The following is a 25,591-nucleotide window of genomic DNA, read 5'->3' as shown; positions in this document are numbered from 1 at the left end:
ATCAACATCGTTCTGGGAAGGATTTCAAATTCGTAGCGGGGGGATGGATATGTTCGGATCATTCCCAACGATTATTCAGCCTATCCCTATAAAACAGATGCCACGCTGAACTTTTGCATGTCAGCCAATCCCAGCATTCCGGACATGAACAATCAAGCCGTGCAAAAGCAAGTGGAGCAATTGACCGGTATTAAAGTGAACTTTATTACACCGTCCGTTGGACAGAAGGCGGATGCCTTTACTCTGATGATCTCATCCGGCGAGCTTCCCGATATCATTATCAATCCCGAACGTTGCTTTGGGGAGCTTGAGGCCGGATTGAATGACGGCGCTTATATGGAGCTCACTGATTTTTTTGTAAAAGAAGTATACTTCGGTTCAATCAAAGACTAATAGGAGTGATTTTATATGAATAAAGAGAAGATGTTACAGACACCACGCCCGGAATACCCTCGCCCTCAGTGGGTGCGGAGCAATTGGACCAATCTTAACGGAACCTGGCAGTTTGAAATGGATCATGGAAAAAGCGGAAAAGAACGCGGCTATGAGCAGTCCGGGCATCATCTCGCTGGAACGATCACCGTCCCATTCTGCCCAGAAAGCAAGCTGTCCGGTGTGGCATATACCGATTTTATGGCGGCGGTATGGTATAAACGGGAATTCTCTATTCCAGATAACTGGATGAACGGACGCATTTTGCTTCATTTTGGCGCTGTTGATTATGAAGCGGAGATCTGGGTCAACGGAAAAGCCGTTGGCAAGCATCGGGGAGGCTACTCACCCTTCCATTTTGACATCACATCCCATGTCTCATCGGGTACAAATGTAGTGACGGTGTATGCGGAAGATGATGTGCGTTCTGGGCGCCAGCCGCGAGGCAAACAGAGCGAACAATTCCATTCACATGGCTGTGATTACACCCGGACTACGGGGATCTGGCAGACCGTGTGGCTGGAGCAGGTGCCAGAGGTGTATCTATCCGACATGAAAGTCGTCGCTGATCCGGATAATTCATGCGTGCACCTGGAAGCGAATATATGCGGTAACGCTGCTGGAGGTGAACTGACTGCAAATGCCCGCTTTGAAGGAAAGGATGTTGGGTCGACAACGGCGGTTGTTCATGGTCCTTCGGTGAAGCTTACCGTTCCATTATCCGAGATCCATTTATGGGAGCCGGGGCATGCCAAACTGTATGATCTGGAACTGAAGCTGAATAAACAGGATCAGACCAGCGATACGGTTGCTTCGTATTTTGGACTACGGACGGTAAGGCTGGATGGTATGGCGTTTCGCATCAATGAGAAATCCATTTTTCAGCGGCTCGTGCTGGATCAGGGATTTTACCCGGAAGGCATCTATACGGCACCCAGCGACGAGGACCTGCGCAAGGATATCGAAATCTCTATGGAGCTTGGCTTTAATGGGGCGAGATTGCACGAAAAGATGTTTGAGCCGCGTTTCCTGTATTGGGCTGACCAGCTAGGCTATCTGGTATGGGGAGAACATGCCAACTGGGGACTGGATATTACAACGACCGAAAGTCTGGCCCGGTTCCTGCCGGAATGGATGGAAGGTATGGAACGTGACTTCAATCATCCATCGCTTATCGGTTGGTGTCCGTTCAACGAAACGTGGGATCGTGGTGGGACGCGTCAGGATAACGACGTGCTCCGTATTGTCTATGAGATGACTAAACGAATGGACCCGACACGTCCTGTCATTGATACCAGCGGTAACTTTCATGTGGTGACAGATATCTTCGATTTGCATGACTATGATCAGAATCCGGAAACGTTCCGGGCCCGATATGAACCGATGAAAAGCGGGGGGGAAGTGTTCAATACGTTTCCGGAGCGGCAGACGTATGAAGGGCAGCCTTATTTTATCAGTGAGTACGGTGGTATCTGGTGGAACCCGGATCAGCAAGATGAGAATGCTTGGGGATATGGAGATAGACCCCAATCCGAAGAGGCTTTCATTGCGCGCTACGAGGGATTAACCAATGTCCTGCTGGACCATCCAAAGATGTTCGGGTTTTGCTATACCCAGCTGTATGATGTGGAACAGGAAGTGAATGGACTGTACACCTATGACCGACGTCCCAAATTCGACCCGGAAATCATTCGTCGAATCAATTCCCGCAAGGCTGCTATCGAGGATTGAACGTTGAAGGGTTAGTTACGTGCTTGATTCATAATCCGATAGGAGAGGGAGCGTGACTGTAGATGAAAATCATGAATTACAGGAGCAAATTGTTGCTGGCCTTATGTGCATTTCTTATTTTTCCAATGGGACAGACGACACATGCAGCTACCGTTCAGAACAACTTCTATAATGTGGTGATGCAGGATGGAGCTGATCCATGGGTTTACAAGCACACAGACGGATTCTACTATTTCACCAAAACGACAGGCGGAGACGTTACCATCTGGAAGTCAGCACAATTAACAACCGTTGATGCGGCTCCAACCACGGTTGTAAATACCGGCTGCTGCGGCATCTGGGCCCCTGAGCTTCATTACATCAACGGTGCATGGTATATCTATTATGCCAAGGATGATGGAGATAACGTCAATCACCGCATGTATGTTATGGAGAATACGTCAGCTGATCCCACACAGGGAACCTGGCAATACAAAGGACAGATTACGGACCCAACCAACAAATGGGCCATCGACGGGACGGTATTACAGGTGAACGGACAGCTCTACTTCATCTGGTCGGGATGGGAAGGAGATACGAATGTACGGCAGAATCTGTATATTGCCCATATGAGCAATCCCTGGACCATCGATTCGAATCGTGTGGAGATTGCTCGACCAACCTACGCCTGGGAAACCAATCATTCTCCGAATGTAAATGAAGGACCGCAGGTAATCGTTCGAAATGGTGTCATCAGTCTTGTGTACTCGGCAAGTGGCAGCTGGACCAATGATTATTGTCTGGGGCTTATTACTGCCAGCACCTCAAGCAATTTGCTGAATCCGGCATCCTGGAGCAAGCGCAGTCAGCCTATCTTTCAATCGGGTAACGGCCTTTACGGTCCGGGTCATCATTCCTTTACCAAGTCTCCTGACGGGACCGAGGACTGGATCATGTACCACACAGCAAAATTCAATAATTCCGGATGGAATCGAGAAATCCGCATACAGAAGTTCACCTGGAATGCCGACAATACCCCGAATTTGGGTGCACCTGTGAATCCCAACGTTCCTATTGCCTTGCCTTCGGGAGAAAAGCCGATTGTTCGATATGAAGGAGAAGAGGGAACTTATGGCGGGATCGCTTACGCTTCCCAAAGTCCTTCCGGTTCAGGAGGCATGAAAGCTGGACATATCGATACTGCGGACAGCTATGTGGAATTTAACGTCAATGCAGCGACAGCCGGCCAGTATATTCTCCTGGCGAGGACGGCGAATGGCACCGCAGGTGGCAACTGGTCCAACCTGCTGCTGAGTGTAAATGGAGGCACGGCCAGCTCGTTCTACATCACGAACAAGGGATGGGAGAACTGGGGACTGTCAACAGCGAGAATTCAGCTGAAGGCCGGTGTGAACAAAATTCGCTTCTCCAAAGGTGAAGGATATGGAGAACTAGACTTTTTTGATATCAAACCTGCAAATTAGAAAATTATGATACGATCCCAACCCTGCCAGTGTCCCATGTGGACCTTGGCGGGGTTTTAATGTTTTAAAATTGAAACTTCATTCCATTCATATTCAGTTCATAAAAGTACGTTATTCTTCCCCTATAAACGATATGGGAGGAACCACAATTGAACAATACAGAGCAAAGAGCAACAGGCAATGACCTTGGAGAATGGGCGATTGAAGCACAAGGACTCGTGAAAACGTTTGGAGATAAACATGCAGTGGATGGTGTGAATCTGAATGTAAAGGCGGGTACAATCTACGGCGTACTGGGTCCAAATGGAGCAGGGAAAACAACAACGATTCGTATGCTGGGCACGCTGCTTCGGCCAGATGGTGGATCGGCCAAAATATTTGGGCATGATGTGGTGAAGGAATCACATATCGTACGCCAGCTGATTGGGCTCACAGGACAATATGCATCCGTTGACGAGTCACTTAGTGCCAATGAAAACTTGATGATATTTTCACGGCTGCTGGGCCTTGGCCGCGCAGAATCCAAACGCAAGACAGCTGAGCTTCTCGAAGAATTCGGCTTGACGGAAGCAGCGAAACGTCCAATCAAAGGGTTCTCGGGAGGGATGCGCCGCCGTCTGGATCTGGCAGCAAGCCTTATTGCTCAGCCGCCACTGATTTTTCTGGATGAACCGACGACGGGACTCGATCCACGGACACGTGCACAGATGTGGAATACGATCCGGCAGTTGGTCAAAACAGGTTCAACAGTGCTTCTGACGACACAATACCTTGATGAAGCAGATCAACTGGCCGATCGTGTTGCCGTAATCGATCAGGGTCATGTTGTGGCAGAGGGCACGGTGGATGATTTGAAAGCTTCAGTTGGTACTGCATCACTTCAGCTGCGCATCCAGGAACCGACACGGATTGAACACGCTCGGCAGATTGTGGAGCAGATCCTTCGGACAGAATCCAGTGTATCGGCGGAAGCAGGGAAGATTACTGCACCTATGGCGAATGCAAATATTGCAGCAGATCTGCTGATCGCCTTCCGTTCCGCAGGCATTGATCTGGCAGAGATGAGTGTCCAGAAACCTACACTTGATGAAGTGTTTCTGACCATTACAGGCCAAGATGCGAGTGGTCATGTGTCTCAAACATCTGAAGAATCTCAACAATCAAATGCAGTGAAGGAGTTGCGAGCATGAACAGTACAATAGCGAAACAAAACCCAAGTCGGAAGCTGAGAAAATACACAAGCTTTGGGCAAACTGTCCGGAATTCCTTGACGATGGCTTATCGTGGGATTTTGAAGGTTCGGCGTACACCAGAGCAGTTATTTGATGTTACACTACAGCCGATCATTTTCACCTTGATGTTTACGTACATTTTTGGCGGTGCGATCTCGGGGAATATTCAAGCTTATTTGTTGGTTATTATTCCGGGTATACTGGTGCAGACGGTGATTACAAGCTCCGTTGTTACGGGGGTGCAATTGCGTGAGGATATGGATAAAGGGGTATTCGACCGGTTCAAATCGCTGCCTATAGCACGTATTGCGCCACTGGCTGGAGCATTGCTGGCAGACACGATTCGATATACCATTGCAACGTTCCTTACATTTACGATTGGCTATTTATTGGGATATAGCCCTGCAGGTGGACTAGGTCGTGTCGCTTTGGCAGGATTGCTGGTTATTATATGCGCTTGGGCAATCAGTTGGATATTTGCTTTTCTCGGTGTTATTGCTCGTACAGCTTCCAGTGTACAGGGGATTTCTATGCTCGTGCTGTTTCCGCTCACCTTTGCTTCGAACGCTTTCGTTCCGGTAGATACGATGCCGAATTGGCTTCAGTGGGTTGTCAATGTCAATCCGATATCCCATCTGGTCTCAGCTGTACGGGAGTTGGCGAATCAAGGGACAATGGGAACCGATCTGGTGACAAGCCTTGCCGGAGCTGCGGTCATTGTCGCCATTTTTGCACCATTGACCGTACGGGCATATATGCGCAGAACGTAATTGAAAATCATGAAATTTTGCTGAAAAGTAATGGATGTCAGGAAAGAGACGTTATGCCCGCTTGGTATAATGTCTCCTTCTTGACAGAATGTGAAGTATAAGGCAAGGTTGAAAAAATGGAGGTGGTCCCATTGACAAGCATATTGGTCGTTGATGACGATCCGCATATCCGAGAGCTGGTAGGACATTTTTTGCAGCAGGAAGGTTTGCATGTAATCGAGGCTGTTGACGGACTGGATGCACTGCGATTACTCGCTGACCATAAGGTCGACCTGGTCGTTCTCGATATTATGATGCCGGGTATGGATGGATGGGAGCTGTGCCGTCAGTTGAGAGAGCAGACGGATCTGCCGCTCCTGATGTTAACGGCAAAAGGGGAAACTTCGCAGATCATTAAAGGATTTACACTTGGGACGGATGATTATTTAGTAAAGCCTTTTGACCCGCTGGTACTGGTCGCACGGGTGAAGGCTTTGTTGAAACGATATCGTATTATGACTTCACAAGTGATACCCCTTGGAGAACTTGTTCTGCGGCGTGATACGTATGAGTGCAAGCAGGGGGATCAGGATATTGTGTTGCCACGCAAGGAATTTGAACTGCTGTTTACTCTTGCGAGTTATCCTGGCAAGACCTTTACCCGGGATCAGTTAATCGAAAAGATCTGGGGTTATGATTACGAAGGGGACGAGAGAACGATTGATGTGCATATCAAGCGTCTTCGTGAACGGTTTCCGGAGGAAGAGCATGCTTTCGTCATTCGTACCATGCGAGGTTTGGGCTATCGTCTGGAGGTAAGGCAATGAAGCAGGGGCCCGGATTTTTTCATGTTGCCAGAAATTTCATTCTGGTATCTCTGGCCCTGTTTGCCTGCTGGACAGCGGCATTCTACATTACCAAGAGTGCGTATGCCTATATTTCGTGGAATCCGCATGATTTGATTAGTTTACTCATCAATGCCATGCTCGGATTTATTTTTTTTGGATTATTCATTGTCATTATCGGCCCGCTGGTCAAAGGTAGGGAATATGACTTCCTACACGAGATGATTCAGGCGTTAAGAAGTATTTCCCGTGGCGATTTTCGTGTAAATCTGGATTCGGCTTATGTGAAAAGAAACGGAAGGCCAGGACATAATCATCCGTTTGCCGAGCTGGTAGATAGTATTAACGATATGGCAGCGAACCTCAAAGTGATGGAAGATCTGCGTCAGGAGTTCATCTCGAACGTATCACATGAGATCGGATCACCACTCACGTCAATCAGCGGGTTTGCCAGAGCGTTGAAAAATAAAGATATGGATCAGGAGAAACGGGAAAAGTATCTGACCATCATTGAGACGGAATGTGTCCGTTTGTCCAGACTCAGTGATAATTTGATGAAACTCGCCGTTCTGGATTCATCCGAGCATGCCTCTCATAAAACTTCTTACCGATTGGATCGGCAGCTGGTGACTCTTGTTCTGGCTTGCGAACCCCAATGGGATGACAAAAAAATTGATATGAACGTAGAGCTGGAAGAAGTTGAAATTTTTGCGGACGAGGACTTGATGATTCAGTTATGGATCAACCTGATTCATAATGCAATCAAGTTCACACCAGAAGGTGGAACGATTGGTATTTTCCTAACGCAGAGTGAAGACAAGGTCAGTGTTCGCATTACGGACAGTGGTCCCGGTATCACCAAACAGGATCAGCTTCGCATATTCGAACGGTTCTACAAGGTGGATCAATCCCGTACACGTTCCATGGGAGGCAGTGGGCTGGGTCTGTCCATCGTGCATAAGATTGTGGAGATGCATGATGGCACCGTCTCTGTGTTTAGTGAACCGGGAGAAGGTGCGACATTCACGGTACAACTTCCGGCCCATTCAGCCTAAAAAGAATGCCATAAAGGGTAATCGATGGACGTTGTCTGTCAATTACCCTTTTAATTTCAATGAATTCGGCTTTTTTTGTACAAAATAAGAGATACAAGTGATAATTTACAGGGAAGCCAAACACATAAGGTCGTAAGGAGTGAGCAATGTGCTGATATCTTCTACTCACCAAAAACGTCTGACTGACATAATGAATTCATTCCCGATACAGCCAAAGTATATAAAAGCACAACTGTTGATTAATGATCTGAAATTAAGCTCTTCGGGAGAGATTGAGATATTCTATTCTCCGCATAATGAATATATCAATCCTTCCGCAAAAGTCATGCTTGTGGGCATCACACCAGGTTGGCAACAGATGGAGATTGCTTATAGAACGGCCATCCAAGCTCTGAAGGAACATCATTCATACGAACAAGCCTGTAAAGAAGCCAAAATAGCGGCAAGAATGGCCGGCTCCATGCGTACCAACTTGATTCAAATGCTTCAGGAGATAGGGCTGCATGACTACTTAACAGTGCCCCATGTGCAAAGGCTTTTTGGAGCAGACTGTACATTGTTACATACAACTTCCTTGATTCGATATCCGGTCTTCGTGAATAAGCAAAATTACAATGGACACCAGCCTTTCATTACTAAAAATGAATTTCTGTATGAAGCCATACTTGAGTCTTTTCTGCCAGAATTGGAACAGCTGAAGCATCCTCTTATTATTCCATTAGGAAAGTCGGTGGAGGCTGTACTTCATCAATTGCTAGATGAACATCGGATAGACAATGGAAAAATTGTATGGGGATTCCCTCATCCATCTGGTGCCAACGGCTCTCGTGTGAAACAGTTTCTTCATAACAAAGCGGGGATGCAGAACATTCTGAGGGGATGGCGTGATTAAATTTCTTACGTGCTTCTTGCTTTTTACAAATTCAATAATAGTATAATGATTACGACTACATGACATGGAAACAGGAAAAGAGGAAACAAATGCCTACAATACTAGTTGCTGACGATGATCCGAACATTCGTGAACTCGTCTGTTTATTTTTGAGAAATGACGGATTTGAAACGGCTGAAGCCGCGGATGGCAAGGAGGCACTGACCGTTTACGGCTCAACGCATGTCGATCTTGTCGTGCTTGATATTATGATGCCGATTATGGATGGATGGACATTATGCAAGGAGCTGCGAAGAGCCAATCCTGATCTTCCGTTGCTCATGCTGACGGCAAGAGGGGAGACCTGGGAGAAAGTGAAGGGATTCGAACTGGGAACCGATGATTATCTGACGAAACCGTTTGATCCGTTGGAGCTCACGGCTCGTGTTCGAGCATTACTGAAACGATACAAAATCGGCTCCACGCAGACGATTCATTTCGGTAACGTTATCCTGGATCGACAAACCTACAAGGTGACAAGCGGAACAGAGTCGCTTACGTTGCCGCTGAAGGAGTTCGAATTGCTCTATAAACTCGCTGGAACACCCGGACAAGTCTATACACGTGAGCAATTGATCGATCAAATCTGGGGCATTGATTACGCCGGGGATGATCGAACGATAGACGTACATATTAAACGCCTGCGTGAACGGTTCGCAACAACACCCGATTTTCGGATCGAAACGGTGCGAGGTCTGGGGTACCGGCTTGAGGTTTACGAATGATTAGATCGTTATATATCCGTGTGGTCCTGACATTTCTGGTCTCCGTCATCGCCGGCACAGTCATTTCTTTTTTTATGTCCACGATGATATTCGAAGATCAATTGAATGAAAATGCTCAAATTAACATACGTAACTTCGGCCAAGATGTCGTGCAGATTTACAAGACCCTTCCATTAAGTGAAGCAGAATCGTTCGTGAGTGGAATGAAGCTACTAAATTCATATCATATTCGAATTTACGATGCATCGGGTCAGTTCCAGTCGTATGGAAAGCTTAACGGACATAAATCGGCCACGGTGACGAAAGAGCAACTAAAGAAAGTGTTAGATGGAGGCGTAGTCCAGGACAATCCGAACGGTATTGCAACAGTTCTTTTAGGTTTACCGGTGAAAACGGAAATGGGAGCGAAAGCAATGTTTTTTGAGACGCTCGCTCCACCTTCTTCCTTGTTTGTCGTCCAATGGGCTTCGATCTTTGCAACCTGTTCATTGATTGCAGGAAGTATTATCATTCTGATTGCTTCCATATTTTTGGTTAGACCGATCAAAAAACTGACAAAAGCAACGAAGCGGATCGCTGCTGGAGATTTCAACGTTAAGCTGAATATCAAGCAAACCGGAGAACTGGGCACATTGGCGCGCAGTTTCGAAGAAATGATGCATGATTTGCAGCAGTTGGAGCAGATGCGCAGGGAATTCGTAACGAATGTGTCACACGAGGTACAATCTCCGTTGACTTCGATATCTGGTTATGCTCAAGCGCTGAAACAAGTAAATCTCTCAGAGCAAGAACGAAGCCGATATCTTGATATTATCATCGCCGAGGCGAAACGGATGTCTAAAATGAGTGATAATCTGCTCAAGCTGAGTGTGCTTGAATCGCAGTCACAGCAACCGCGACTTAGCACACTGAGCCTGGATGAACAGATCAGGCGGGTCATTGTAACTCTCCAGCCACAATGGTCTGCACGCAATATTCATTTTGAACTGGATTTACAGACCGTTAAAGTTACGGCTGATCACGACCAGTTAAACCAGGTATGGACGAACATTCTCAGCAACGGTATCAAATTTTCCAAGGATGGCGGCGTAATTGACGTCGATATCAAGCAGGATGCCAAAAATGTATCCGTACGAATCTCCGATACGGGCATCGGAATTCCTCTCGAAGACCAGAAGCGTATTTTTGAACGATTTTTCAAGTCGGATCGTTCTCATAGTCGCAAGTATGGCGGTAGTGGTATGGGGCTTGCCATTGTTAAACAAATCGTATCCCTTCATCAAGGTGATATCGAGGTGGAAAGCGAAGTGGGTCAGGGAACGACCTTTATCGTTTCATTGCCAATCACGCCACCCACCGATATTTAGACATACAGGAGAGATGAATGTATAGAACAGAATATACACTGGATTATGGTTTAAACCGAATTTTCAGGCCACGTTTCACACACAAGCTTCCTTGTATGTGAAACGTGGCCTTTTTTTGTTAGTTCATACTCCGTTCATATTGTCGTCATGGTGAGGACATCTTGGTTGGTTAGGCTTGAATTAACGCTTGTTACGGCCATTAACCAGATGAGGACAGGAGCAGATGTATGTGACACAAGAAAGAGAGAAGAAAAAATGTGATGGGATAAAATGGAAGATAATATTAACCCGTCGTGATTCTACCCGGTTATGAAACAGCCGCACCAGCACTAGATTTTAAGCCGCTTATCTCAGAGCTGACTCCATATTATAAAGTGGTCGTGGTTAAGCCTTTTGGTTACGGATTGAGCGATCAGACCGAAAAGGAAAGCAGTACGGCAAATATCGTAAGTGAAAATCATGAAGGAAATCCAATAATGTGTTCACGGAAATTTATCCGCCAATGACGTCACCGTAATTATTAATTTATTTGCTTGTTCATATTCAGTTCATATTGACGTCACGAGGAGTACATTTTCATTGGTTAAGATTTCGTTAATGGCAATGAAGCAAGCCTAACCAACAGTTCAAGACAGGAGAAGATGAGAATGACACAACCAGAGGAAAAGAAAGCGAAGAATGGCTCGAGGGCCAAAAAGGTAAGAAACAATATACTTAAAGTACTAGGAGCAATCGTAATCGTCATTGTTCTGTTTCTAGGTATTGTTTATATCACGAATGTGATCAGTACCAATTCAGAGGCGAAAAAGATAGAGACTTACGGCCAGCACGTATCGGTAGATGGGAAAAATATGAATGTGCTCATTCAAGGTGAAGGCAAGGAAACGATCGTGCTTCTGCCCGGTTATGGAACAGCAACACCAGCGCTTGATTTCAAGTTACTTATTGATGAATTATCTCCATTTTACAAAGTGGTTGCAGTTGAGCCTTTCGGTTATGGATTAAGTGATGGAACAGAAAAAGAAAGAACCACAGAGAATATCGTAAGTGAAGTTCATGAAGCTTTACAACAGCTTAACATTAACCAGTATATCCTCATGGGCCACTCCATTGCAGGCATTTACGGCATTGATTATGTGAACAAATATCCAAACGAGGTGACGGCATTTGTCGGAATCGATAGCAGTGTTTCAACACAACCGGGTATGGATGCCAAAATGCCTACAAAAATGTTCGGATTCCTTAAAAAATCAGGTCTCCAAAGATTAGTGGTCAAATTTGGTGAAGGCCCTTATGCTGGACTCCCATTTGATGAACACACCGTAGAGCAGATGGAAATGCTGTCGAATAAAAACTCGAACAGTTCCACGATGTTAAACGAGATGGACCATATTTCTTCCAATTTCAAAGGGGCTCAAGGATTAACCTTCCCTAAAGATCTTCCACTTCTGCTCCTTATTCAAGAGAATAATGAAGGTGTAGAAGGATGGATACCTTTGCACGAAGGACAGATCAAAGACTCGGTACATGGAAAAGTAATAACAATGGATGGCGAGCATTACTTGCACCATACGTTATTTAAAGAAATAGCTGAAGATGTTAAAGCATTCCTGAACGAAGCGAAGTAAATATCCTGTAAAAGTCTACTCGTGATTTCACATGAATGTGAAAAGCCGTCCTGTGGGACGGTTTTTCCATAGTAAGTCCAATTCGGCCGATGTCCTTAATGAAAGAGAGTGATACAAATGAGATTATTTGAAATACTTTTAGTTTTATCCTGTTTCGCTTTACTCGTAGATCTATTGTTTATTAAAAGAAGTGCAAAGAAAACAGGATTGGGTTTGGGGATCGGAAGTAGCGTTATACTCGTAGTTCAATTGTTGGTTGAGGGATATAGATGGCAGTTGCTTTTAGTATATATCATGACGGCTCTGTTCATACTCATAGTTTTGTTCAGACATTCAGGTAAGATGGTGAATCTTAAAATTGGGAAGCTGTTGAAATATAGTTTATCTTCCCTAATCGTCATTCTGCTTGTTGCTTCTACTGCCTTGTCTGTATACTTACCTGTCTTTAATTTGCCGAAGCCGGATGGTCCAGAGAAAGTGGGTACTCAAACCTTTCATTTTACGGACCAGAACAGAGATGAAGTCTTAACTGAAGATCAAAGCGACAAGAGGGAACTAATGGTTCAAGTCTGGTATCCTACTGAGAACATGAATAACAACAAGCGTGACACGCTGTTTCCAAATAATAAAGAAATGTTCAAAAAGTATATTCAGAGCTTCTCTGCTTCTTTAAAACTGCCCGAATTTTTGCTCGACTACTTGAAGTATAGTCAAACCAACTCTTATGAAAATGTAGAAATATTACCTTCCACAAGTCCTTATCCCGTGGTACTGCTATCTCATGGTATGGGAACCAGTAGAATTCTACAAGCATCACAGGCGGAGAGTCTGGCCAGTCATGGGTTTATCGTAGTCACCATCGACCATACGTATAGCACCTTTGCTACCCTTTTTCCGGATGGCCGTGTAACGGGCTATAAAACAAAGATGACAACCATAGATGATCGTACAAAAATTGGGAAAATATGGACAAAAGATGTGGAGTTTGTAATCGATCAAATTGAAAAGCTGAATTCAGGTGCAATTGAAAGTCAATTTAAAGGGAAGATCGATTTAAAAAACATAGGCGTGATGGGGCATTCTTTTGGGGGTGCAACCGCATTTAATGCAACGTATTTAGATCATAGAATCAAGGCCGGGGTCAATATGGACGGGTCACTAAATGAAGTGGAAAACAGAGATGATATAAACAAGCCGTTTATGTTCATCAGATCGGGAGGTTTTAAAGACTGGTTAGTCAATTTTGAAAATGATAGAAATTCGGATAATGAAGTCAATAAATTTCTCTCAGATGAGCTGCACATTATGAAAAATGTTATCAATCATGGGGGAAATGTGATTTATATAGAAGGAACCCAGCACTTCAATTTCACGGATCTTCAATTCTATTCGGAGCTGGTTAAACTGTCCGGGATCACAGGAGACATCAATGGTAAAAGAGGATCAAACATTGTAAATCAATATGTACTTGATTTCTTTAATAAGCAATTGAAAGGAACGGGCGGAACTCTGATTCAGGGGCCGAGCGACTTGTATCCAGAGGTGAAATTTATAGATCCAAAAGAACTTTAATCAACCAAAACATTAAAATTCAGGAGATGATGTGATTGGGACGACAAAAGGGGAAACGAACGTCAATCGCCGCCTTAACTCTGGTGTTAACGATGTTAGCTCCAATGTCAGTCATGGCTGCACCGTCTGCCATGAGCAGCAGCAATCTTACGTATGAGACAACGAAGAAAGCCGTATTTGAAAAAGCCAAATTACTCACCGAGACGTACGGTACAACGAGTCTGCAATATGCGCTCATCGATGGTGGAGAGATTGTGGTGTCCGGTCAAACAGGCAAGAACGATGTAAACGACAAGGTCCCTCTTACTTCAAATACGATCTATGGCATCGGATCAACCAGCAAAATGGTACTTACAGCGGCTGTAATGAAGCTGGTTGATGATGGGAAAATCGATTTGGATGTGCCCGTTGTGAACTATATCTCTGATTTTAAAATGAAAGATAACCGATACAAACAGATTACCCCCCGTATGTTGTTGAATCATTCCTCCGGTCTTCGAGGGATGTCAAACCACAATGCAACATTGTATGGGGATAATGATACTTACTCTCATGACACTTTTTTGGATCAGTTGGCGTTACAGACTCTTAAGGCCGATCCAGGAGAATACTCCGTATACTGTAACGATGGTTTTACTTTAGCGGAGATTTTAGTTGAGAAGGTCAGTGGTATGGGCTTTACTGCATTCATACACAAATATTTTACAGAGCCTCTGGACATGAACCATACCAAAACACCACAGGACCAGATGGATCCAACGAAAATGGCTGCAATCTATTCCCCTCAATATGAGGGACAATTACCACAGGAAAATTATAATGTCATTGCCACTGGAGGCATTTACTCCACGGCTGAAGATCTCGCCAAATTTTCGCAAATCTTCACGGGAGAGGGCGACGGCATTCTTTCCAGTAAATCGGTAGAAGCCATGGAACAAGAAGAGTATAAAAGAGGCATGTGGTCAGAGGATAGCGATACGTCTATTTCGTACGGGTTAGGGTGGGACAGTGTGAACTTGTTCCCCTTTAGCGAATACGGCATTAAGGCGGTTACCAAAGGTGGAGATACCATGTCGTATCATTCTTCATTAATTGTTCTTCCGGAATACAATATGGCTGCGGCTGTTATTTCTTCTGGTGGTGGAAGTGCAACCGATCAATTCATTGCGAGTGAGCTATTACTCAGCGCACTTGAGGAAAAAGATGTTATTAAAGAACGGAAACCGGAAAAATCGTTTGGTGTTCCAGTAAAGGCAGACATGCCAAAGGAGATATCCCAGTATGCTGGTGTTTATGGTGGAAATAATTCAGTGATGAACGTAGATATAAATAAGGCTGGACAATTGTCTATATCCACCCTGACAGCTCCCAATAGCCCTGCTGATGAGTACACCTATACGGCGGATGGTTCTTTTGTAAACGATGAAGGAACAGAAAAGTTGAAATTCGTGGTAGAGAAGAATGGGAACACATACATGTGGTCCCGATCCTATATATCCGTGCCAGGGCTCGGACAGTTAGCTTTCTCAGAATATAAGGCAGAGAAGCTTGAAGCCAATGAGTTATCCCAGGATATTGCCGCCACATGGGAAAACCGGGAAGGCAAAACATATTACTTGGTGAATGAGAAATATACATCAACGTCTTACTTCAATGCTACACCAGCCATTTCGATGCAGACCTTTAAAGAAGCTCCGGGGTATGTGCTGAATAACAAGGTTGTGGGAGAAAATGAAGTGGTGAATGAACTGCAGATTCCTGGGATGGCCGGTCGTGATTCATTGGAATTCAATTTTTCTAAGAAGAACGGAGTGGAGTATCTTACAGCAGTAGGTAAAATATATGCAAGCGAGGAAACTGTAAAACCACTTTATTTGGGTAAACAATCTGCAACAACCATTCAAGCCGATGGTTATGCGACATGGTATTCGGTCCCGGCAGCAGCTGCAGGTAAAGTGATGGAAGTGAAGATGCCTTTGAACGGTGCTTTTGCAGTATATGATCAAAAGGGAGCATGCATCAATTACACCGTCGTCAGCGGTGAAAATGAGGTCATCTTACCAGAAAACGGCCGTATTGTATTTGCAGGTGAAGTCGGTTCCACATTTGAAATTTCATTGAAATAGACTAAGTCATTGTCCCCTTTAAGTAGACACTGAAAAACCCTCATAAAATCAGGAGGGTTCGAGTGATACTTGAAGGGGATATTTTTATGGAGAAAAAAGATCAAGGATCGTAAATCATTATATGTACTCGAATTATTTTGCCTGTTCATACTCGGTTCATATAGACGTCACGAACAGTACATGTATATTGGTTAAGCTTATTTTAGTACCAAGGCTAAGACAGTTTAATAAAGAGATACTGACAGGAGAAGATGCAAATGATACAACAAGAGAACATGAAAGTGGTTAAGAGAACAGTCAAAAAACGAACTTCAATTGCAGCTTTAACTCTAGTGTTAACCATGTTAGCTCCATTATCGGCAATGGCCACACCAGCTGCGATGAAGAACAGCAATCTTACGTACGAGGCAACAAAGAAAGCTGTGATAGAGAAAGCTAAATTACTGACCGAGACTTACGGTACGACTAGTCTGCAATATGCGCTCATCGATGGTGGAGAGATTGTCGTGTCCGGTCAAACGGGGAAGAACGATCTAAACGACAAGGTACCTCTTACTACGAACACGATCTATGGCATTGGTTCAACCAGTAAAATGATGCTTACAGCCGCTGTAATGAAGCTGGTTGACGAAGGCAAGATCGATTTGGATGTGCCTGTAGTGAACTATATGCCTGATTTTACAATGAAAGATAACCGACACAAACAGATTACACCCCGTATGTTGCTGAATCATTCCTCCGCTCTTCTGGGCACCTCAACCAGCAATGCCACATTATACGGAGATAATGACACGTATTCACATGATACGTTTCTCGACCAATTGGCGAGTCAAAACCTGAAGGCAGATCCCGGCGCATACTCCGTCTACAGCAACGACGGCTTTACGTTAGCCGAGATTCTGGTCGAAAGAGTTAGCGGCATCGGTTATACCGCTTTTATACACCAAAATTTTACGGAACCTTTGGATATGAAACACACCAAAACACCACAGGATGTGGTTAATCCGGCAGAAATGGCGGGAATCTATTCTCCTTTTTACAAGGGACAACTTCCAAAAGAGAATTATAATATCATCGCTACTGGAGGTCTTTATTCCACTGCTGCAGATCTTGTGAAATTTTCACAAATCCTCACAGGACAGGTCGAAGGCATTCTATCCAGTAAGTCTGTAGAAGCCATGGCGCAAGAAGAGTACAAAAGAGGCATGTGGCCAGAGGATAGCGATACGCTTATGTCTTACGGGTTGGGGTGGGATAGTGTGAACTTGTTCCCATTCAACGAATACGGCATTAAGGCTGTTATGAAAGGTGGAGATACGTTATCTTATCAGTCCTCATTAGTGGTACTTCCGGAATACAACATGGCTGCAGCCGTTATCTCTTCAGGTGGAGCAAGCATAACCAATCAATTCATTGCGAGTGATTTATTGCTAAGCGCACTTGAAGAAAAGGGCATTATTAAAGAACGGAAACCAGAAAAATCCTTTGGTGTACCTTTGAAGGCAAGTATGCCTAAAGGAATATCCAAGTATGCAGGAATGTATGGCGGCAATAATTCGGTTATGAGGATCAACATAAATAAGGCAGGACAAATGAGTGTATCCACACTAACAGCTCCGAATAATCCGGCTCAAGAATACACCTATACAGCAGATGGTACTTTTGTTAACGAAGATGGTTCAGAAAAATTGAAATTTGTTACGGAGAAAAACGGGAATACTTACCTGTGGTCTCGTTCTTATATATCCGTTCCAGGACTCGGACAGCTGGCTTTCTCAGAATATAATGCGGAGAAGCTTAAAGCCAATACATTACCCAAGGAGATTAACGCTGCATGGGCAAAGCGCGATGGTAAAAAATATTATCTGGTGAATGAGAAATACACATCAATGCTCTATCTTAATGCTACATCGATCCTGCCTATTCAGTTGAATAAAGAGAATCCAGGGTATATGTCCAATAATAAGATTATTGGAGCAAACGAAGCAGCCAATCGATTGCAGATTCCTGGTACTGCCGGACGTGATACGATGGACGTTCATTTCTCTAAAAAGAACGGAGGAGAGTATCTTACATTTTCAGGTTATGTATACGCCAGTGAGGAAATGTTGAAACCCATCTATTCGGGTAAACAATCCGCAACAACCATTCAAGCCGATGGATATGCCAAATGGTTTTCGATACCAGCGAATGTGAAAGGAAAAGTCATGACAGTGAAGATGACTGCAAATGCCGGCTTTGCCGTATATGACCAGACGGGTATTTGTATTAATCACACCGTGGTCAGCGGTAAGAATGAAGTTGTGTTACCAGAAAACGGCCGTATTGTGTTTGCAGGTGAGGCTGGCTCCCAATTTGAAATTTCATTAAAAAAGTAAAATGAATGGATTTCCAAACGTCTGTATGACAAACAAACTCAACAGGAGAGAACCATCATGATGAAAAAAATATTAATCATTTTGCTCAAAATATTCGGAGCCATAGTTATCGCTTTTGCATTATTTATTGCTACTGTTTTTATCGTCAATTCAATTAGTAATAAGTCGGAGCAAGGGAAAATTAATTCCTATGGTCAGTTCGTAGCGGTTGACGGGAAAAACATGAACGTGTTGATTCAAGGAAAAGGCGAAGAAACGGTCGTATTACTTCCCGGATACGGAACAGCAGCACCTGCCCTTGATTTTAAACCGCTAATCAATGAGCTGTCGCCATTTTACAAAGTCGTCGTGATTGAGCCTTTTGGTTATGGATTAAGTGATGTAAGCGAAAAAGAACGAACGATTGACAACATGGTCAGTGAAATTCATGAAGCTTTACAGCAGCTTAATGTCACTCATTACACGCTGATGGGTCATTCCATTTCGGGGATTTACGGACTGGATTATGTGAACAAATATCCAAACGAAGTAAATGCTTTTGTTGGGATTGATAGCAGTGTTCCAACACAGGGCGGAACAGATGATCCATTCCCAACAGATGTGTACAAATTTCTCAAGAAATCAGGGTTCTACCGATTGTTAATGAAACTGGCCCCAGACCAATTGGTTGCATCAGCCGTTGATGATGAAACCAGAGAACAAATTAGAATGCTTTCACTCAAAAATACGTTTAATCCAAACAACTTAAGTGAAGGCGAAAATTTCGGTCCCAATTTCAAAGCTGCTGAAAACTTGACCTTCCCCAAAGATCTGCCTGTCATTTTCTTTTTACAAGCGAATGATACCGAAACGGAAGGATGGATACCTTTGCATGAAGAGCAAGTCAAAAATTCTGTACATGGTAAAGTGATGACATTTGAAGGAGGGCATTACTTACACCATACCCGATCCAAAGAAATAGCCGAAAACTTCAGGAAGTTTATGAATGAAGTAAAATAAACTTGGTACCTTTCAGAATTAATTCAGAAAGAACGAAACGCCCGTCCCCCAGAAGCACACCGGGGAACGGGCGTATTTTACATATTCATTATTATTTATCTGTTAACGAAATTTCGAACCTTGAACCAGCTTCACCGGCAAATACAATCGTACCATTCACAGGTAATGCAACTTCATTCTCACCACTGACCACGGTATGATTCGTACTGATACCCGCCTGGTCATATACAGTGAAAGCACCTTTCGAAGGCATCTTCACCGTCATCACTTTACCTGCGGCTGTCGCGGGTACCGAATACCATGTCGCATAACCATTCGTTTGAATCGTTGTCTTCGATTGTTTTCCCGAATAGAGTGGTCTCACAAGTTCTTGACTGACGTAGACCTTTCCTCCTGCTGCCACGTATTCCACGCCGTTTTTCTTGAAGAACTCATACTCCATCGTATCCCGTCCAGCCAAGCCTGGAATTTGCAGTTGGTTCACGGCCAGGTTTGCATCAATAATTTTATTGGTATACACATAACCAGGTACCTCATTAAACAGATGAATGGGGATGATCGGCGTTGCACTGTCATATACCGTTGAGGTGTATTTCTCATTCACCAGATAATAAATGTTGCCTTCGCGCTGCTTCCAAGCGGATGTTACTTCTTCGGGTAATGTATTGGGTTCAAGCTTTTCTGCCTTATACTCCGAGGAGGCGATCTGTCCAAGCCCAGGCACAGACTGATACGAGCGAGACCACAGGTATGTATTCCCGTTATTCTCTTGGGCAAATTTCAACTTTTCTGTTCCTTGTTCGTTAACAAAAGAACCATCTGCAGTATACGTATACTTTTGTTCCGTACTGTTCGGCGACAATAGCAGGGACGTTGTTAATTGCCCTTCATCATTCACTTCCACTTTCAGCAACGAGCTGCCGCCGCCATAAATGCCTGCATACTGCGTTAGTTTCTTCGGCATGGATGCTTTTACAGGTACGCCAAACGATTTTTCCGCTTTCCGTTCTTTAATAATATCTTTTTCCTTAAGTGCGCTGAGCAACAATTCGCTCGCAATCAATTGATTAGTTGTGCTTGAACCTCCTGAGGAGGTAACAGCGGCTGCCATGTTGTATTCCGGAAGAACAATTAATGAGGAATGATACGCAATTGTATTCCCGCCTTTGGTAACTGCCTTGATGCCGTATTCGCTAAATGGGAACAAGTTCACACTATCCCACCCTAACCCGTACGAAATAGAGGAGTCGCTGTCCTCTGGCCACATGCCACTTTTGTATTCTTCTTGCGTCATGGCTTTTGCCGACTCGCTAGAAAGAATGCCTTTGACCTCTCCCGTAAAGATTTGTGAAAATGTGACCAAGTCTTCAGCGGTAGAGTAAATACCTCCAGAGCCAATCATGTTTGTATTCTCTAATGGAAGTTGTTCCTTATGCAGCTGCGAATAAGTTACTGCCATTTGGTCAGGGTCAACCAGATCCTGCGGCGTTTTGGTGTGGCTCATGCCCAAGGGTTCGGTGAAATTCTGTTGGATGAAATGGCTAAAGCTCATGCCGCTGACCTTCTCGACCAAAATTTCAGCTAAGGTAAAGCCATCATTACTATATACCGAATAGGCTCCTGGATCAGCCTTCAGATTTTGCTCTGCCAATTGCTCCAATAACGTATCATGTGCATAGGTGTCATTGTCTCCATACAGTATTGCACTACTGCTTGAGGTTCCAAGAATCCCGGATGAATGGTTCAGCAGCATGCGTGGTGTGATTTGGGTGTAACGTTTGTCCTTCATTTTGAACTCCGGGATATAGTGTACAACCGGCAGATCCAGATTAATCTTGCCTTCGTCAACCAGCTTCATCACTGCGGCTGTAAGTATTACTTTACTGGTTGAACCGATGCCATACATCGTATTAGAAGAAAGGGGGATATGGTCCTCCGGGTCGTTTTTGCCTGCTTGTCCGGAGATCACGATCTTTCCCTCGTCCATGAGTGCGTACTGCACACTTGTTGTACCGTAAGTTTCGGTAAGAATCTTGGCTTTCTCCATCACTGCTTTTTTCGTTGTCTCATACGTAAGATTACTGCTGCTCATGGTTGCCGGTGCGGCGAAAGCAGACATTGGCACCAACATCGTTAATACCAGGCTTACGGCGGCGAATGAAGTTCGTTTTTTCAGTGTCAATCTCATCTTCTCCTGTCTTATCTGTGAATTGGGAATCTCTGTGGTGGTACGTTAGTTAGTGTACTCTAGGATGGTGAACTGAATATGAATTGACCCGGAATGAACTGGAAAAATACGGGTTGACAGAATGATTTTGCACGTATACAATCGTATACATGAGGAGATTGTATACATATGTATACAATTGAAAAAATGGAGGTGCTTCACAAATGAGAGAAAGACATACCAATGAAAATGAGAAAACGGAGCGTCATGGAGAGCGTTCCAGACGTGGTCGCGGGGAAGATGAGCAACAGGGTGAACGTTCCAGACGTGGAAGAGGGCATGGAGAGCATCACGGAAAACGGGGGAATGGGGCACAAACGTTTCGTCGTGGGAGAATTCTAGTCTTTTTGGAACAAATGCAGAATCGCAGAGCTACGTTGGCCAGACAGCTTGGTCAGGAGGAGTTCCGGAATATTCACCAAATGATTAGTGGTGAGCTGAAAGCCATAGATCAGGTTATTGATGAGTACATCCAACTATTTGAATTGCAAAATGAAGAAGATAGCCCTAATCAGGATCTGGAGAGTGAATAAGAATGGTTCGTCGTTTTTTCTCGTATTATCGTCCTTACAAAAAACTGTTTCTAATTGATTTTGGTTGTGCAGTCATCGCAGGTTTACTGGAACTGGCATTTCCACTTGCTGTAAGCAAGTTCATTAATGATCTGCTGCCAGGCCAAGATTGGCCGCTCATTATTCTCGCTTGTGTTGTACTGTTATCGATCTACGCGCTGAATACCGTCCTGAATTATGTCGTGACCTACTGGGGACATATGCTTGGCATCAATATCGAGACCAACATGCGTTCGAAGATGTTCGCTCATTTGCAGAAGCTTTCCTTCCGATTCTTCGATAATCGCAAGACAGGTCATCTGATCGGTCATCTGACCAATGACCTTAACGATATTGGCGAGGTGGCTCACCATGGGCCGGAGGATGTGTTCATCGCAGTGATGACATTAATCGGATCTTTCTGGCTCATGGCGAACATTAACTTGGAGCTTGCACTAATCACCTTTATCATTATCCCGATCATGGCTTGGGTAATTATCGTGTTTGGTGGGCGCATGACGAAGACCTATCGGCGTCTCTTCGGTGATGTGGGGAATTTTAATTCCCGTATTGAAGACAACGTAGGCGGAATTCGTGTCGTTCAATCGTTTGCTAACGAAGAGCATGAGAAGAAACTTTTTTCCGTAGACAATGAGAACTTCCGTAAAACAAAGCTGCTTGCTTATAAAACGATGGCGAAGAGTATATCGGTCAGCTACATGATGATGCGTCTTGTTACCGTGTTCGTTATGATCAGCGGTGCCTGGTTTTTTATCGATGGCAGAATTGATATGGGTGATTTCATGGCGTTCCTGCTGTTATCCAACATCTTCTTCCGTCCGATTGAGAAAATAAATGCTGTAATCGAGAGTTACCCGAAGGGCATCGCCGGATTCAAGCGTTATCTGGAAATCATTGATACCGAGCCGGAAATCGCGGATGCGAAAAATGCCGTTGAACTAAAAAGCGTGCGTGGGGATATTCGCTTCGAAAATGTCTCGTTCGGTTATGAGGAGAATCGACGTATTCTGAATAATATCAGTCTGTCCATCAATCCAGGGGAAACCGTTGCTTTTGTTGGTCCTTCCGGTGCAGGCAAAACGACGATCTGCAGTCTGCTTCCACGATTCTATGAAGTAGAAGAAGGCCGGATCACCGTTGACGGGATAGATATTCGCGAGGTGCAGCTGGAATCATTGCGCAGACATATCGGTATTGTTCAACAGGATGTTTTTCTCTTCTCAGGCACAATTAAAGAAAATATCGCTTATGGCGATTTAACGGCAACGGACGAGCAGATCTGGGATGCGGCCCGTCGTGCTTCCTTGGAAGAGCTGCTTCTTAGTTTGCCAGAAGGAATCGATACGATCATTGGTGAACGTGGTGTCAAACTTTCCGGAGGTCAGAAACAGCGCTTGTCTATTGCTCGGATGTTCCTGAAAAATCCACCGATTCTCATCTTGGACGAAGCGACGTCCGCTCTGGATACCGAGACCGAAGCGCTGATCCAGAAGTCCTTGGCAGAACTATCTGTGGGTAGAACAACGCTTGTTATTGCACACCGACTGACTACGATCAAGAATGCAGATCGGATAATCGTTGTGAACGCCGATGGCATTGCAGAGCAGGGTAACCATGAGGAACTGGTTGCTGCCGGAGGCATATACAGCCGGCTTCATCAGGTGCAATACAGCCATTCATAATGTTGTAACGCCAAAACCGCGCATATTGCGCGGTTTTTTATTATGAGCATTTAGCTAGTTGATCCGTGTGTTGCAAAGACGTATTTTGCTAAGCTTCTCATTCAAGTGCATTAACTCGCTCATTACGATTTATATTGTTGACAACGTCCACTAAACTGATTATTATAATGTTGACAATGTCCACTAAAAAGGAGGGTTTCACATCGACTCTCAGCAAATAAATGCAGATATGTTGACGGAAATGCGGCGTTTTAACCGTTTTTATACCAATATACTCGGTGTACTTGATAAGCATATCCTGGGAACGGGATACTCTTTTGCCGAAGCAAGGGTCATTATTGAGATTGGCATTCAAGGGGAGAGCATTGCGAACAATCTGGTGGATACGCTGACGATTGATCGCAGCTACATGAGCCGAATTGTGAGCAAACTGACCAAAGAAGGGCTGCTGATGAAAGTGGATTCAGCCGTTGACAGCCGGGTGAGTTTGATTCGTCTGACTGAGAAAGGCCAGGAGCTTTACAGTGAATTGAATGTGCGTTCGGATCAGCAGATTGTAAAGTTAATGCATGGTTTGGATGAGGAAGAGATCAGAGAAGTGTACGCTTCAATGATGAATATTCAGGATAAGTTGAACAAGAGAGCAGGAGAGACAAGACGATGATACGATTTGAATGTGATTATAACGAAGGCGCGCATGAGCGTATTTTGCAAAGACTGATTTCAACGAACATGGAACAAACGAGCGGTTACGGTACAGATCCCCATTGCGATCGGGCGAGAAGTCTTATTCGACAGGCTTGTGAAAATGAACAGGCGGATGTGCATTTTTTGGTTGGTGGTACACAGACGAATACAACGGTGATTGCCTCTACTTTACGTCCATACCAAGGTGTGATTGCAGCGACTTCGGGCCACATTGCGGTCCATGAGACGGGAGCGATTGAAGCCACAGGTCACAAAGTGATCACGGTGCCAAGCGATGACGGGAAAATTACCCCGGATCAGGTCAAAGCGGTCTATGATGCCCATGTCAATGATGGATCTCCGGAACATTGTGTCCAGCCCGGAATGGTTTACATATCTCAGCCTACCGAGAATGGTACGATGTACAGCAAGGCAGAGCTGCAAGCATTATTTGACGTAAGCCGCCAGTGTGGTCTCCCGTTCTTTATTGATGGGGCGCGCCTAGGGTATGCTCTTGCTTCCCGAAATTGTGATATGACTCTCGCTGATCTCGCCCGCTTATGTGATGTATTCTATATTGGTGGAACCAAGATCGGAGCATTGATGGGGGAAGCTGTAGTCATTCTCAATGACAAGCTGAAGCCAGATTTTCGTTATATGATCAAACAAAAAGGTGGCCTGCTCGCCAAAGGCAGATTGCTGGGTATTCAGTTTGAAACGCTGTTTGAAGATGGTCTTTATCTTGAAATATCCCAGCATGCTGTGGACATGGCTATGCTCATTCATGATTCGCTCGTGGAGCAAGGTATCGCTTTTCTATATGATTCACCAACCAATCAGCAATTTCCGATTCTGCCAGATTACCTGCTTCAGGACTTACGGAACCGTTACTCGTTCACATTCTGGGAAAAGGTGGACGATACACACAGCGTCGTTCGTTTTTGCACCAGTTGGGCAACTCAGCGGGAAAATGTGGATTCATTGATTCGTGATATTTCCCAGAGCCTAAACAAATTAAAAGCTTGTGTGTAATCATTAATATCTAAAGGAAAGTACCTTGGCGGAGTAAACCGCCAATGAAGAAGTCGCCATGCTGATGGCGACTTCTTTTGTTTGACAAAAAAGCAGCCCAGATACGATAAAAGTACTGGACTGCTTCTATGTTTTGAAATGTGCCCCATGACATTTCT

General features: G+C 44.6%; 20 protein-coding genes and 1 pseudogene. 20 read left to right on the top strand and 1 reads right to left on the bottom strand.

The genetic code is table 11. The features are described from left to right. The first annotated feature begins 117 nt into the window (after nt 1-117). The 16 genes and pseudogenes from P5G61_RS28415 (at nt 118) to P5G61_RS28340 (ending at nt 19,233) form a co-directional block, all read left to right on the top strand. On the top strand, nt 118-393 hold the full coding sequence (locus P5G61_RS28415; RefSeq protein ID WP_301249614.1) for an extracellular solute-binding protein: 276 nt from the start codon (nt 118-120) through the stop codon (nt 391-393). Between the two features lie 15 nt (nt 394-408). Further along, nucleotides 409-2,163, top strand: a complete 1,755-nt coding sequence (locus P5G61_RS28410) for a glycoside hydrolase family 2 protein (protein WP_301249613.1) — start codon at nt 409-411, stop codon at nt 2,161-2,163. A gap of 62 nt (nt 2,164-2,225) precedes the next feature. Beyond that, entirely contained in the window at nt 2,226-3,626 is a 1,401-nt protein-coding gene (locus P5G61_RS28405) for a family 43 glycosylhydrolase (protein ID WP_301249612.1), read from the top strand. A gap of 149 nt (nt 3,627-3,775) precedes the next feature. Then, on the top strand, nt 3,776-4,816 hold the full coding sequence (locus tag P5G61_RS28400) for an ATP-binding cassette domain-containing protein (protein ID WP_301249611.1): 1,041 nt from the start codon (nt 3,776-3,778) through the stop codon (nt 4,814-4,816). After that, nucleotides 4,813-5,628 carry an ABC transporter permease gene (locus P5G61_RS28395; RefSeq protein WP_301249610.1) on the top strand — a complete coding sequence of 272 codons (816 nt, stop codon included), beginning with the start codon at nt 4,813-4,815 and terminating at the stop codon, nt 5,626-5,628. The genes P5G61_RS28400 and P5G61_RS28395 overlap by 4 nt, the downstream gene beginning before the upstream one ends. 131 nt (nt 5,629-5,759) lie before the next feature. Beyond that, complete coding sequence (locus P5G61_RS28390) at nt 5,760-6,434, top strand: response regulator transcription factor (protein ID WP_285077072.1); 675 nt, start codon at nt 5,760-5,762, stop codon at nt 6,432-6,434. Continuing rightward, nucleotides 6,431-7,507, top strand: a complete 1,077-nt coding sequence (locus tag P5G61_RS28385) for a sensor histidine kinase (RefSeq protein WP_301249608.1) — start codon at nt 6,431-6,433, stop codon at nt 7,505-7,507. The genes P5G61_RS28390 and P5G61_RS28385 overlap by 4 nt, the downstream gene beginning before the upstream one ends. 148 nt (nt 7,508-7,655) lie before the next feature. Next, a complete protein-coding gene (locus P5G61_RS28380; RefSeq protein WP_301249606.1) occupies nt 7,656-8,399 on the top strand; it encodes a hypothetical protein in 744 nt (247 codons plus the stop codon). Between the two features lie 89 nt (nt 8,400-8,488). Beyond that, nucleotides 8,489-9,163 (top strand): response regulator transcription factor, encoded by a 675-nt coding sequence (locus P5G61_RS28375; RefSeq protein ID WP_094938571.1) that lies wholly within the window; start codon nt 8,489-8,491, stop codon nt 9,161-9,163. After that, complete coding sequence (locus tag P5G61_RS28370) at nt 9,160-10,530, top strand: HAMP domain-containing sensor histidine kinase (RefSeq protein ID WP_301249604.1); 1,371 nt, start codon at nt 9,160-9,162, stop codon at nt 10,528-10,530. Before P5G61_RS28375 ends, P5G61_RS28370 begins: the two co-directional genes overlap by 4 nt. A 290-nt stretch (nt 10,531-10,820) precedes the next feature. Continuing rightward, nucleotides 10,821-10,994 (top strand): annotated as a pseudogene (locus tag P5G61_RS28365) (alpha/beta hydrolase); the annotation flags it as partial. A 183-nt stretch (nt 10,995-11,177) separates the two neighbouring features. Further along, nucleotides 11,178-12,158 (top strand): alpha/beta hydrolase, encoded by a 981-nt coding sequence (locus P5G61_RS28360; RefSeq protein WP_301249603.1) that lies wholly within the window; start codon nt 11,178-11,180, stop codon nt 12,156-12,158. A gap of 117 nt (nt 12,159-12,275) precedes the next feature. Beyond that, complete coding sequence (locus P5G61_RS28355; RefSeq protein ID WP_301249602.1) at nt 12,276-13,730, top strand: alpha/beta hydrolase family protein; 1,455 nt, start codon at nt 12,276-12,278, stop codon at nt 13,728-13,730. A 92-nt stretch (nt 13,731-13,822) separates the two neighbouring features. Then, a complete protein-coding gene (locus P5G61_RS28350; protein ID WP_301249656.1) occupies nt 13,823-15,856 on the top strand; it encodes a serine hydrolase domain-containing protein in 2,034 nt (677 codons plus the stop codon). A gap of 257 nt (nt 15,857-16,113) precedes the next feature. Continuing rightward, complete coding sequence (locus tag P5G61_RS28345) at nt 16,114-18,234, top strand: serine hydrolase domain-containing protein (RefSeq protein ID WP_301249601.1); 2,121 nt, start codon at nt 16,114-16,116, stop codon at nt 18,232-18,234. A gap of 57 nt (nt 18,235-18,291) precedes the next feature. Next, nucleotides 18,292-19,233 carry an alpha/beta hydrolase gene (locus P5G61_RS28340; protein WP_301249600.1) on the top strand — a complete coding sequence of 314 codons (942 nt, stop codon included), beginning with the start codon at nt 18,292-18,294 and terminating at the stop codon, nt 19,231-19,233. Between the two features lie 91 nt (nt 19,234-19,324). On the opposite strand, the gene P5G61_RS28335 is transcribed toward P5G61_RS28340, so the two are convergent. Beyond that, nucleotides 19,325-21,421: a serine hydrolase domain-containing protein gene (locus P5G61_RS28335; protein WP_301249598.1), complete on the bottom strand. Its 2,097-nt coding sequence runs from the start codon at nt 21,419-21,421 to the stop codon at nt 19,325-19,327. A 203-nt stretch (nt 21,422-21,624) separates the two neighbouring features. On the opposite strand from P5G61_RS28335, the gene P5G61_RS28330 reads away from it, so the two are divergent. The 4 genes from P5G61_RS28330 to P5G61_RS28315 all read left to right on the top strand — a co-directional run bounded on the left by P5G61_RS28330 (nt 21,625) and on the right by P5G61_RS28315 (nt 25,433). Beyond that, a complete protein-coding gene (locus tag P5G61_RS28330; protein WP_301249596.1) occupies nt 21,625-21,993 on the top strand; it encodes a hypothetical protein in 369 nt (122 codons plus the stop codon). A gap of 2 nt (nt 21,994-21,995) precedes the next feature. Continuing rightward, a complete protein-coding gene (locus P5G61_RS28325; RefSeq protein WP_079344420.1) occupies nt 21,996-23,714 on the top strand; it encodes an ABC transporter ATP-binding protein in 1,719 nt (572 codons plus the stop codon). A gap of 229 nt (nt 23,715-23,943) precedes the next feature. Further along, a complete protein-coding gene (locus tag P5G61_RS28320; RefSeq protein ID WP_301249594.1) occupies nt 23,944-24,378 on the top strand; it encodes a MarR family winged helix-turn-helix transcriptional regulator in 435 nt (144 codons plus the stop codon). Continuing rightward, nucleotides 24,375-25,433 (top strand): threonine aldolase family protein, encoded by a 1,059-nt coding sequence (locus tag P5G61_RS28315; protein ID WP_301249593.1) that lies wholly within the window; start codon nt 24,375-24,377, stop codon nt 25,431-25,433. The genes P5G61_RS28320 and P5G61_RS28315 overlap by 4 nt, the downstream gene beginning before the upstream one ends. The last annotated feature ends 158 nt before the right edge of the window (nt 25,434-25,591 follow it).

The organism is Paenibacillus vandeheii (assembly GCF_030433635.1).
Lineage (GTDB): Bacteria > Bacillota > Bacilli > Paenibacillales > Paenibacillaceae > Paenibacillus > Paenibacillus vandeheii.
The sequence above is the reverse complement of the archived record's forward strand: the minus strand, read 5'-3'. Positions and strand labels throughout refer to the sequence as shown.

Coding starts and splice junctions, on each gene's coding strand:
- P5G61_RS28415 (WP_301249614.1), top strand. CDS start 118: ATGTCAGCCAATCCCAGCATTCCGGACATGAACAATCAAGCCGTGCAA.
- P5G61_RS28410 (WP_301249613.1), top strand. CDS start 409: ATGAATAAAGAGAAGATGTTACAGACACCACGCCCGGAATACCCTCGC.
- P5G61_RS28405 (WP_301249612.1), top strand. CDS start 2,226: ATGAAAATCATGAATTACAGGAGCAAATTGTTGCTGGCCTTATGTGCA.
- P5G61_RS28395 (WP_301249610.1), top strand. CDS start 4,813: ATGAACAGTACAATAGCGAAACAAAACCCAAGTCGGAAGCTGAGAAAA.
- P5G61_RS28385 (WP_301249608.1), top strand. CDS start 6,431: ATGAAGCAGGGGCCCGGATTTTTTCATGTTGCCAGAAATTTCATTCTG.
- P5G61_RS28375 (WP_094938571.1), top strand. CDS start 8,489: ATGCCTACAATACTAGTTGCTGACGATGATCCGAACATTCGTGAACTC.
- P5G61_RS28370 (WP_301249604.1), top strand. CDS start 9,160: ATGATTAGATCGTTATATATCCGTGTGGTCCTGACATTTCTGGTCTCC.
- P5G61_RS28360 (WP_301249603.1), top strand. CDS start 11,178: ATGACACAACCAGAGGAAAAGAAAGCGAAGAATGGCTCGAGGGCCAAA.
- P5G61_RS28355 (WP_301249602.1), top strand. CDS start 12,276: ATGAGATTATTTGAAATACTTTTAGTTTTATCCTGTTTCGCTTTACTC.
- P5G61_RS28350 (WP_301249656.1), top strand. CDS start 13,823: ATGTTAGCTCCAATGTCAGTCATGGCTGCACCGTCTGCCATGAGCAGC.
- P5G61_RS28345 (WP_301249601.1), top strand. CDS start 16,114: ATGATACAACAAGAGAACATGAAAGTGGTTAAGAGAACAGTCAAAAAA.
- P5G61_RS28340 (WP_301249600.1), top strand. CDS start 18,292: ATGATGAAAAAAATATTAATCATTTTGCTCAAAATATTCGGAGCCATA.
- P5G61_RS28335 (WP_301249598.1), bottom strand. CDS start 21,421: ATGAGATTGACACTGAAAAAACGAACTTCATTCGCCGCCGTAAGCCTG.
- P5G61_RS28330 (WP_301249596.1), top strand. CDS start 21,625: ATGAGAGAAAGACATACCAATGAAAATGAGAAAACGGAGCGTCATGGA.
- P5G61_RS28325 (WP_079344420.1), top strand. CDS start 21,996: ATGGTTCGTCGTTTTTTCTCGTATTATCGTCCTTACAAAAAACTGTTT.
- P5G61_RS28320 (WP_301249594.1), top strand. CDS start 23,944: ATGTTGACGGAAATGCGGCGTTTTAACCGTTTTTATACCAATATACTC.
- P5G61_RS28315 (WP_301249593.1), top strand. CDS start 24,375: ATGATACGATTTGAATGTGATTATAACGAAGGCGCGCATGAGCGTATT.